Source organism: Halomonas sp. XH26 (assembly GCF_024138895.1).
In the GTDB taxonomy this organism is placed as follows: domain Bacteria; phylum Pseudomonadota; class Gammaproteobacteria; order Pseudomonadales; family Halomonadaceae; genus Vreelandella; species Vreelandella alkaliphila.
The window spans coordinates 4,102,371-4,112,053 of sequence record NZ_CP071889.1; the positions used below are offsets into that span (position 1 = coordinate 4,102,371).

The following is a 9,683-nucleotide window of genomic DNA, read 5'->3' on the forward strand; positions in this document are numbered from 1 at the left end:
AAAGCAGATAGCGTTAGTCGGTATTACTTGTTTTTAGCGGTTGGCATTGTTTTTAGTGTTAAGGATTAAATAAACCGCCAACGCTAATTTCTGTAACGTCTCCAGTGACTTTATCAACCACCCTAACAACTAACTGACCACTGTTATCGCTTACAACAACGCCAAATTCATCGCTATCAAAGCTACCCTCACTGACTTCGCCTCGGCTTACATCGGAAATGAGCTGCGATATCAATCGGCTTTCTAAGCTTTGTAATAAGCGTTGAGTAGAAGAAAGTGTTTGACCACTTCGCACATTTGGGTCGGTGTTGGTATCTTGTGCTTGTGCTTTACCCAGTAGGTAATTGCCTACAAATGGATCGCCGCCAAAAGAAGGGTTAATAGGTTGGTAAATTAACTCTCCCGAATGTGCGCTCATTCCCATTCCGATTGTTGCTATAAAGGTCGCACAGCTAATTTTTATACGGTTTTTCATTAGAATAACTCCTCTTTTCCCAAGTCTTTATCTGAGGTAAGGGCAGATGCCAGCTGCTGCTGGAGGAGTGCCTCCTCAACAATATTTACAGCTTCTCCTGCTACGCGGTCTGCCTCGCTAATCCTGGGAGAAAGCTGTGCTCTGAAGTACATCCGGTTGCCTTCCACGATGGCAATTTGGCTGCCCCAGCGGGCATCGGGACGCTCTTGAATGGTAATCGTGGCATTACCGATGATGAGGTTATCCATTGCCCGCTGGCTGAAAGCGCGATAGAAGGTCTTGCCAGCCATGGTGACGGTACGGTCGACCATGACGCCGGTTAATTCGCTACTTCTATTTTGGCGTTCTTGAATTTCTGGGCCGTCTGGGCTTGATAGTTGGTTTATTGCTTCGACTTCTTCCTGTTCGTTTGCTAATCCATTCGTTGTTAACGTAAAACTGCTAATAAAAACAATCAGTAAATAGCGAAGTTTACTCATGGCTATATTACCTTTGAAGGAGGCTATCGATGGCGCTGTAAACTACGCGCAGTTTCAATATTTGGCAGAATCGGCCCAAGATTTTGATGAATCCAGTTAAGCGCTTGAATTCGGTTATGCACGTTTATTTTGCGGAAGATATTATAAAGGTGAGACTTAACAGTATGTTCGCTAACACATAGTTTGTCGGCAATTTGATGATTAGAAGAACCTATGCTTAATAAAGAAATGATTTCCATTTCTCGGCTGGTTAAACCACAGGTGGGGCGAAATGCGTTGCTTTGGTATTTACGGTAAAAGAGAACTAGTTTTGCCATTAAGTCCCGAGACATCCACAGCTCATCATTGAGTAACGCGTGGATACCTTTGCAAAATACCTCTAAGCTCTCATTACGATAAAATATTCCTTTTAACTGAGTACAAGCGAGAGCTTCCAGTGCATGATCCATATCGCGAATATTGAAGGCGGCGAGAGGGGTTTTTGCCAGCGTTTCTGGCAGCTTCTCTTGCCAGTCTGGCAATGCTTCTACACTGATATGATCACTGTCGATTAAGATGAGCAGCTGTTCGACAGGTGAAGACGGTATGGTGCTGTCTGGCGAGTAAATTCTAATTGAGCAATGAGTATGATCGAGCAAATAGTCTGCAAACAGCTGTGACTGCGGACTTTGTTCGGTAATGAGATACACCAAACCTATGGTCTTTTCCTGTGACATCGGGAAGTCCTCGTGGAAAGAAAGAGTGAGCAGGTGTTCTTTGAAGTGTTGCTTATAAGATACATTCCGTAAAGTTTTGTTATTAGAAAACTGGTAAATTCAATTTGAATATATATAGTATTTTTTAGAATAATGTGTATAAGCGTATGTTTATAATGTTTTTTGTTATTAATATAAGCAGTTTTTAAATTAGTTTTAACAGTTACATTATGTAACAAAAAGCCTGCTTTAGAAGAAATTTTGATATATGTAAACTCATTAACCTTCCTTTTGGAGATATTGTTATGGCATCGCCCAATACCTTAGTTTTAGCCAGTGGAAATGTAGGAAAACTAAAAGAATTCAATCAATTACTAGCACCTATTGGGTTAGATGTTCGTCCGCAATCCGAATTTGGAGTGGGAGATGTGGAAGAAACAGGGCTTACTTTTGTTGAAAACGCACTTCTGAAAGCTCGTGAGGCAAGTAAAATCAGTGGGTTACCTGCATTAGCAGATGATTCTGGCCTTGAAGTGGATGCACTTCACGGTGCGCCAGGTATCTATTCAGCACGTTATGCCGGTGAGCCTAAAAGTGACGAGCGCAATAATGAGAAGTTATTAACGTCGCTCAGTCGCTATGCTGAAGGTCAGCGTAGTGGACGTTATTGGTGCGTATTGGTGTATTTGCGTCATGCCGAAGACCCTGTACCTGTGATCGTTCAACGCAGTTGGGAAGGTGAAATTCTGGCGCACCCGCGAGGTAATGGCGGTTTTGGTTATGACCCTCTGTTCTGGTTACCGGACCAAGGAATGAGTGTTGCCGAGTTATCCAGTGAAACCAAAAATCGACTTAGTCATCGTGGGCGGGCATTACAGGGCTTGGTTGAATTGTTGAAGGTGGCGCATGGCTGAGCTATTGCCTCCCTTATCCCTATACATCCATACGCCATGGTGCGTACGTAAGTGCCCGTACTGTGACTTTAATTCCCATGAGCCCAGTACTGACGAGCTGCCCGAAGCCGCTTATCTAAACGCCCTGCTCAGTGATTTTGAGGGTGATTTATCGTTAGCGAATGAAAGAGAGATTCAAACGATATTTATTGGCGGTGGCACGCCAAGTTTGTTATCGCCAGCTTTTTACGATCGATTATTCAAAGAGATACGCCTCCGGTTGCCGTTCTCTTCTACTATTGAAATTACCCTTGAAGCGAATCCTGGTACGACTGAGCAGCAGCGTTTTATTGGTTATCGAGAAGCTGGGATCAATCGCTTGTCTTTGGGAGTTCAGAGCTTTCGCCCTGAACAGCTTAGCGCCTTGGGGCGTATTCATAGCGGCCAAGAAGCGGTCAATGCTGTTCACCAGGCGCGTGAGGCTGGGTTTGATAATCTCAATATTGATTTAATGCATGGGTTACCCAAACAAACCCCAGCTCAAGCGATGGAGGATATTGATCAAGCATTGGCTCTGGAGCCAGAGCATCTCTCCTGGTATCAGTTAACGCTTGAACCGAATACGGCGTTTTTCTCTCATCCGCCTGTGTTACCAGAAGAAGAGGCTCTCTGGGACATTCAAGAGGCTGGCCATCAACGTCTCGAACAAGCCGGTTTGCGGCGCTATGAAATCTCCGCCTACGCGCGAACGGGACAACAAAGTCGCCACAACATCAATTATTGGCAGTTTGGCGATTATTTGGGTATTGGGGCGGGAGCGCATGGAAAGCTGACGACGGTCGATAGTCAGGGGCAGCGGCATATCGAAAGGCGCTGGAAAACACGTCAGCCAGAGGCGTATTTACGTCGTGCAAATGATCCGCGTGGCTTTGTGGCCGGCAAGCAGCCGATAGCAACGCAGGAGCTACCCCTTGAATTTGCGATGAATGCGTTACGTTTAACCGATGGGGTCGAAATGGGTGTCTGGACGGCTTACACAGGACAGCCCTCAGCCGTGTTACTTTCACGGTTACAAAGCGCGTATGAAAAAGGACTTTTAATGGAAATGCCCGAAAAGCTGCGTGCATCGCCTCAAGGTCTATTATTCTTGAATGAATTGCTGACATTAATAAGCGATGAGTGATCAGCGATATATAAAGCAATTACCCTGAAGATTATCAAGGAGTGAGTGATGCGTATTTCTCGACTACTGACCCCGCTGGCGGCAGCCATTTTGTTAGCTGGTTGTGCTACCTCGGACCCTTATGGCGGTCAGACGCAGCGCTCTAGCACTGCGATGGGATCTGGCATTGGCGCGGCCATTGGCGCTGCTGCCGGTGCGCTGTCTGGCGATGGCAGCACTAGCCGTCGTGATCGCGCATTGATTGGTGCGGCGGTAGGTGCTGCAGCGGGTGCCGGTATAGGCGTTTACATGGATCGTCAGGAGCAACAGCTGCGCCAAAATCTCCAGGGCTCGCGTATTGAGATTGATCGTCGCGGTGACGATATTGTGCTTAATATGCCCAGTGGCGTTACCTTTGGTTTCGACTCAGCTGACCTTACCAGCGAAGCACGTAACTCACTTAACCAAGTAGCGAATGTACTGACCCAGTATCAGGATACTCGCGTCAACATTGCTGGCCACACTGATAGCACCGGAGATGCAAATTATAACCAGCGTCTGTCTGAACGCCGTGCCCAGTCTGTGGGTAATTACCTTAGCCAAAATGGCGTATCCTCCGCTCGATTAAACACCATGGGATATGGGGCCAATCAGCCGGTTGCTAGCAATAATTCTGAACAAGGGCGGGCGCAAAACCGCCGTGTTGAAATCACCTTGAGTCCCACGGGAAATGGCCAGGGTTAACGCTAACAATTGATTAGCTAACCTCGGCATTGCCGATAAACGCCCGCTATGCTCACATAGCGGGCTTTTTTCGATTCTCTGTTAGCGAGCGACTATGCTGTCTTACCAACACGCTTACCATGCCGGTAACTTTGCCGATGTGCAGAAACATTTAACGCTTTACGCGGTGGTTGATTACTTATTACGTAAAAAAACAGCCATTACATATATAGATACTCATGCGGGACGAGGCCTCTATCCACTTAACACCAAAGAGACTCAGCGGCTTCAAGAATACCGTGAGGGCATTTGGCCGCTGTGGAAAGCGAGCGAGCAGCTAAGTGACCCTTTACTGAGTAGTTGGCTAACCACGTTAGCAACTGCCCAGCCCCATGCATCTGAGCTTACCCATTATCCTGGCTCACCTTGGTGGCTTTCTCAGCCGCTTCGTGAGCAAGATCGCCTGACGCTATTTGAGCTTCATCCAGGTGAGCATGAGCACTTAAGTACCCAATCGCTTTCCCCGCAGGCGCAGCGAATTTATGGAGATGGACTGGCAGGTTTGAGTGAGCTGGTACCGGTTGCAACACCGCGTTTGTGCGTATTGATTGACCCTAGCTACGAACGTAAAGCGGAATATCTGGAGGTGGTTGATGCGGTGACTTATAGCCTGGCAAAAGCGCGACATGCGGTGCTCCTGGTGTGGTATCCATTGCTACCAGCAGGCAACCATCTCTCGCTGCTAAACGGCTTGAGGGAGAGCGGCATCCGTAAAATTTGGCGCAGCGAACTTCAACGGCATACGCCAAACGAGCAAAGCCATGGCATGTACGGTAGTGGAATGCTAGTGATTAACCCGCCCTGGGGATTAGATGAGCGTCTAGCGGCGGCGATGGAGCACATTACGCCGCTGCTAGGCTCGGAAAGTGACTATCGGTCAGAGTGGCTGGTAGGCGAATAGCTTGTTAGCCACTGTCTGTTATTGACCAAAGCAGATGATTATTTCCCAATACAAAAACTGCCAAAGATTTCGCCGAGCAGGTCGTCAGCGCTGAATTCACCGGTAATTTCGCCTAACGCCTGCTGAGCATCGCGCAAGTCTTCGGCCAGCAATTCCCCTGCACCGTAGCCATCTAGTTGGGCGCGTCCTGTTTCCAGCGCAATCATGGCGCGATCTAGGGCGTCTAAATGGCGACGGCGGGCTGAGAATCTCCCTTCAGTCGTCGCAGAAAACCCCATGATGTCCTTTAAATGGGTTTTTAAGTTATCCACACCCACGCCAGTTTTCGCGGATAGTCTGATCGTTGGTGGGGTTGTGGATAAATCAATGCCGGCTTGTTCGGCGCTGGTATCGATTTTATTTCGCACCAGTGTCAGGCGTGTTTTATCGGGGAGCCTGGCGACAAATTCCGGCCAAATAGTCATAGGATCGGTCGCATCAGTCGTTGAGGCATCTACCAATAGCAGCACGCGGTCGGCTTTTTCGATCTCTTCCCAAGCACGGGCAACGCCGATTTTCTCTACGGCATCGGGGGTGTCGCGCAGCCCTGCGGTGTCGATAATATGCAGTGGCATGCCATCAATGTGAATATATTCCCTCAGCACGTCACGGGTGGTGCCGGCAATATCCGTGACAATGGCGGTATCTTGTTCGGTCAGTGCGTTGAGCAAGCTAGACTTACCGGCATTAGGTCGTCCAGCAATCACCACGCTCATTCCTTCGCGTAACAGTGCCCCTTGGCCTGCGGCTTTGCGAACCGCCATCAGCGCTTGCTGAACGCTGTCTAAACGGTTGGCGACGTGGCCATCGGCTAAAAAGTCGATTTCCTCCTCAGGAAAATCAATCGCCGCTTCGACGTATACCCGTAACTCAATGAGTCGCTCCACTAACGCCGAGATACGCTGGGAAAACTCGCCCTGTAGCGAACGTACGGCATTTTCGGCAGCGGAACGGGAGGTGGCGTCTATCAGGTCGGCAATGGCTTCGGCTTGGGCTAAATCCAACTTGTCGTTTAGAAAGGCACGCTCTGAAAACTCACCCGGGCGTGCTAGGCGTGCGCCAAGCTGTAGGCAGCGTTCAAGCAGCATATCCATAATGATTGGCCCGCCATGTCCTTGCAGTTCAAGCACGTCCTCACCGGTAAATGAGTGAGGCCCGTTGAACAGCAGGGCAATGCCTTCATCAATAACGCTTTCAGCGGCATAAAACGGGCCGTAGTGAGCGTAACGAGGGGAAGGGTAGTGGCCAAGTACTGCGGCAGCGATATCGCGGCAGGCAGGGCCTGAGACGCGAATAATGCCAACACCGCCGCGGCCAGGAGGAGTTGCCAGAGCGGTAATGGTGTCTTGGGTGTAAAGTCGATCGGCCATGGCGCTTCTCGTTGGTGTATGGCGAAGATTGTCGCGTTGTTCATCCTAAAACGCCAGACCCCCGCTAGGGCGGGGGTCTGGAGGTAGGAGAAGGGAGCGTGTTACTTGGTTCGCAACCCTTTGCCGACGTTTGGATCATTCTCAATATTACGCGTGATGAGGTACTGCTGCGCCACCGAGATGATGTTGTTGACGACCCAGTAGATAACCAGACCTGCAGGGAACCACAGGAAGAAGAAGGTGAAGATAATCGGCAGCATCTTCATAATCTTCGCCTGCATGGGATCGGGCGGTGTCGGGTTCAGCATTTGCTGAACGAACATCGAGATCCCCATCAGAATTGGCAAGATAAAGTACGGATCTTTCACCGACAGATCTTGAATCCAGAACATGAACGGCGCATGGCGCAGCTCAACAGACTCAAGCAGCATCCAATACAGCGCGATAAAGACCGGCATTTGCACCAGAATTGGTAAGCAGCCGCCCAGAGGATTGATCTTTTCCTTCTGGTAGAACTTCATCATCTCTTGAGACATTTTCTGGCGATCATCGCCATACATCTCTTTGAGACGCTGCATTTCCGGGCCAAGCTTACGCATACGCGCCATTGACTTGTAGGCTTTGGCGGATAGCGGGAACAGCACCAGTTTCACGAGTACGGTCAGCAGTACAATTGACCAGCCCCAGTTGCCAACGATGTCGTGGATCTTATCCAGTAACCAGAACAGCGGGTTAGCGATAAACCACAGCCAACCGTAATCTACGGTTAGGCGTAGGTTGGGAGCGACTTGTTCAAGATAGTCTTGAACCTTGGGACCCATGTACAGCGTTGCGCTTAGCGTTGCCTCGCCGTCAGCGGCCACACTGCTCGTGGGGCCAGCAAACGCTACCACATTACGATCCCGTGAATCGGTAGTGACATAGTAGAGGTTTTGCTGATTTTGCGCCGGTGCCCAGGCAGATACGAAGTAGTGCTGGATCATCGCAATCCAGCCACCCTGCGCCTCACGATTTTCAAAGTTATGGCTTTGAATATCGTCAAAGTCGATTTTTTCGTACCGCGTGTCAGGGGTAGAGTAGGCTGCCCCTAGATACGAGTTCATACCCATGGCGACGCCACTTGAGGGGTCAGGGCTATTATCGCGTGCCAATTGACCGATAAAGCGGGCGCTAATCGGTGACTCGGTGTTGTTGGCTAAATAGTAACTAACGTTGACAGCGTAGTCGCCGCGCTTAAACGTCAATCGCTTAATAACCTCAACGCCGTTAACTTCCGCTGTTAAATCAACACTTAGTTGCTCTTCATCGTTCCCTAGGCGGTACTCGGTACGCTCAGGCGTGAAAGCAATACGGCTAGCCTGACCGTCCAGTTGAAGACCTGAACGGGCGACGTAGCTACGCGTTGAGTTATCAGAAAGCAGCACGTAGTTACGATCTGAATCCAGCGTTAGCTTATGTTGCGGTAGAGCGGCGTACACGATATCGCCACCATGTGGGTCAATACGTACGTCGAGAACGTCGGTCGTGACAGCAATAAAGTCTCGGCTAGACGAGTTACTTTCTGCTTCTCCAGGCATGCCTTCACTAATGGCATTTTGGGGAGCCGATGAACTAGGAACCGATAAATCATCACTGCCAACATTATTGGCGGATGAGCCGTTGCTGTTTTGGGTAATTTCAGGCGTCGAATCGACGCTTATTTGCCCATAATCCTGATTCCACTGTACAACCAATAGATAGGCAAGTACTGCCAGTGGAATCAGTAATAAAAGTCGTTTTACGTCCATGAGGGTTCTGCCCGATGGGTGGTGAACATGCTAATGGCGCAGTGTCATTTACTCGACCCATGACACACGAAAGCCTGCCAGGCGGCAGGCCGAGGTCGAGCGGCGAGGTGTGTCGTCAAGCGTCACGTGTTACGCCATTAGGCGGGAGTGGTACAGACACCGCCTGTGCGTCACGCTGAAGTCGTTTCCACATGCCATTTAGCTGGCGATTAAGCGTCTCGTTATCAATATCTTGAACACCACGCTTTGCCAGTATCACGATATCCACAGAGGGTAAGTGATCTTGGCGGAGGCGAACAGATTCTCTCACGAGTCGCTTAAAGCGGTTGCGATCAACAGCGAGCTTCACATTCTTTTTGCTGACCACCAGTCCAATGCGGGGATGTCCCCGGGTACTCAAACGCGCTAGCGCCATCATACCTTTGCCATGAACCTTCAGGTCTGCTTGTTCAAACACGTGACTAAAATCCCCGGCGTTTAGCAAACGTAAGCACCGGGGAAAGCCTTGATGCGGCACACGCAATCCGAGATCAGGCGCTCAGACGCTTGCGGCCTTTGGCGCGGCGGCGTGCGATAACGGCACGGCCGTTTTTGGTTGCCATACGAGCACGGAAGCCATGCGCGCGCTTGCGCTTGAGAACGCTGGGTTGAAAAGTGCGTTTCATAACTCGTTATTCCCACGTGGTTTAGGACGGAAAGTGAATTCCAAAAGACCCGGTCCAGTGAGGAACTAGCCGGGGAGTTTCAATTCAAGACCGGAAATTGTAGAGACTTCCCGCGTCAGGTGCAATTTTTCCTTGCATAAAAAGCGTTAAAAAGGCAATGGAGGCTCTTCGTACATCGCCATCGTGGCTTCTTGCCATGACACTACTATTACTAATGGAATTATTTAAAACTTATTGTTATTAATAGTGGGGATACTAATTGTGGATAAGCTATTTTAGCTTAATTTTATCAACAGCTTAAAAACATAAAAAATCTGTGCATAACCTTCGGATAAGCCTTAAATAAACTGTTAATTAGGTGTGTTCAACAGGGTATAGAAGACATCAAAACAGCTTTTTCCTTGATCCATTACCAGCTTTTCCCTATGCCTCAT

General features: G+C 49.2%; 11 protein-coding genes. 4 read left to right on the forward strand and 7 right to left on the reverse strand.

The features are described 5' to 3' along the window. Nucleotides 1-58: 58 nt before the first annotated feature. The 3 genes from J4377_RS18765 to J4377_RS18775 are packed head-to-tail and all read right to left on the reverse strand — an operon-like array spanning nt 59 to nt 1,670. Nucleotides 59-475, reverse strand: a complete 417-nt coding sequence (locus tag J4377_RS18765) for a curli assembly protein CsgF (protein WP_120386001.1) — start codon at nt 473-475, stop codon at nt 59-61. Next, entirely contained in the window at nt 475-954 is a 480-nt protein-coding gene (locus tag J4377_RS18770; RefSeq protein WP_120386000.1) for a CsgE family curli-type amyloid fiber assembly protein, read from the reverse strand. The genes J4377_RS18765 and J4377_RS18770 overlap by 1 nt, the downstream gene beginning before the upstream one ends. A gap of 23 nt (nt 955-977) precedes the next feature. Further along, a complete protein-coding gene (locus J4377_RS18775; protein ID WP_120385999.1) occupies nt 978-1,670 on the reverse strand; it encodes a response regulator transcription factor in 693 nt (230 codons plus the stop codon). Nucleotides 1,671-1,954: 284 nt separating this feature from the next. Between J4377_RS18775 and rdgB the strand changes: the two genes are divergently transcribed. From rdgB to J4377_RS18795, 4 genes are all read left to right on the forward strand, one after another. Next, complete coding sequence (rdgB, locus tag J4377_RS18780) at nt 1,955-2,563, forward strand: RdgB/HAM1 family non-canonical purine NTP pyrophosphatase (RefSeq protein WP_253486352.1); 609 nt, start codon at nt 1,955-1,957, stop codon at nt 2,561-2,563. Beyond that, nucleotides 2,556-3,725, forward strand: a complete 1,170-nt coding sequence (gene hemW / locus J4377_RS18785) for a radical SAM family heme chaperone HemW (protein ID WP_253486353.1) — start codon at nt 2,556-2,558, stop codon at nt 3,723-3,725. Before rdgB ends, hemW begins: the two co-directional genes overlap by 8 nt. A gap of 48 nt (nt 3,726-3,773) precedes the next feature. Further along, nucleotides 3,774-4,448, forward strand: coding sequence for an OmpA family protein (locus J4377_RS18790; RefSeq protein WP_038479925.1), 675 nt, complete (start codon nt 3,774-3,776; stop codon nt 4,446-4,448). Between the two features lie 94 nt (nt 4,449-4,542). Then, nucleotides 4,543-5,388: a 23S rRNA (adenine(2030)-N(6))-methyltransferase RlmJ gene (locus J4377_RS18795; protein ID WP_038479928.1), complete on the forward strand. Its 846-nt coding sequence runs from the start codon at nt 4,543-4,545 to the stop codon at nt 5,386-5,388. 38 nt (nt 5,389-5,426) lie between these two features. On the opposite strand, the gene mnmE is transcribed toward J4377_RS18795, so the two are convergent. From mnmE to rpmH, 4 genes are all read right to left on the reverse strand, one after another. Next, entirely contained in the window at nt 5,427-6,797 is a 1,371-nt protein-coding gene (gene mnmE, locus J4377_RS18800) for a tRNA uridine-5-carboxymethylaminomethyl(34) synthesis GTPase MnmE (protein WP_120385996.1), read from the reverse strand. A 101-nt stretch (nt 6,798-6,898) separates the two neighbouring features. After that, nucleotides 6,899-8,584, reverse strand: a complete 1,686-nt coding sequence (gene yidC / locus J4377_RS18805; protein WP_120385995.1) for a membrane protein insertase YidC — start codon at nt 8,582-8,584, stop codon at nt 6,899-6,901. Between the two features lie 115 nt (nt 8,585-8,699). Further along, nucleotides 8,700-9,101, reverse strand: coding sequence for a ribonuclease P protein component (rnpA, locus tag J4377_RS18810; protein ID WP_084183640.1), 402 nt, complete (start codon nt 9,099-9,101; stop codon nt 8,700-8,702). 13 nt (nt 9,102-9,114) lie between these two features. Then, a complete protein-coding gene (rpmH, locus tag J4377_RS18815) occupies nt 9,115-9,249 on the reverse strand; it encodes a 50S ribosomal protein L34 (RefSeq protein ID WP_009723348.1) in 135 nt (44 codons plus the stop codon). Nucleotides 9,250-9,683: the final 434 nt, after the last annotated feature.

Excerpts from the sequence above, each read along its gene's own strand:
- J4377_RS18765 (WP_120386001.1), bottom strand. The coding sequence starts at position 475 with ATGAAAAACCGTATAAAAATTAGCTGTGCGACCTTTATAGCAACAATC.
- J4377_RS18770 (WP_120386000.1), bottom strand. The coding sequence starts at position 954 with ATGAGTAAACTTCGCTATTTACTGATTGTTTTTATTAGCAGTTTTACG.
- J4377_RS18795 (WP_038479928.1), top strand. The coding sequence starts at position 4,543 with ATGCTGTCTTACCAACACGCTTACCATGCCGGTAACTTTGCCGATGTG.
- hemW (WP_253486353.1), top strand. The coding sequence starts at position 2,556 with ATGGCTGAGCTATTGCCTCCCTTATCCCTATACATCCATACGCCATGG.
- rdgB (WP_253486352.1), top strand. The coding sequence starts at position 1,955 with ATGGCATCGCCCAATACCTTAGTTTTAGCCAGTGGAAATGTAGGAAAA.
- J4377_RS18790 (WP_038479925.1), top strand. The coding sequence starts at position 3,774 with ATGCGTATTTCTCGACTACTGACCCCGCTGGCGGCAGCCATTTTGTTA.
- mnmE (WP_120385996.1), bottom strand. The coding sequence starts at position 6,797 with ATGGCCGATCGACTTTACACCCAAGACACCATTACCGCTCTGGCAACT.
- yidC (WP_120385995.1), bottom strand. The coding sequence starts at position 8,584 with ATGGACGTAAAACGACTTTTATTACTGATTCCACTGGCAGTACTTGCC.
- J4377_RS18775 (WP_120385999.1), bottom strand. The coding sequence starts at position 1,670 with ATGTCACAGGAAAAGACCATAGGTTTGGTGTATCTCATTACCGAACAA.
- rpmH (WP_009723348.1), bottom strand. The coding sequence starts at position 9,249 with ATGAAACGCACTTTTCAACCCAGCGTTCTCAAGCGCAAGCGCGCGCAT.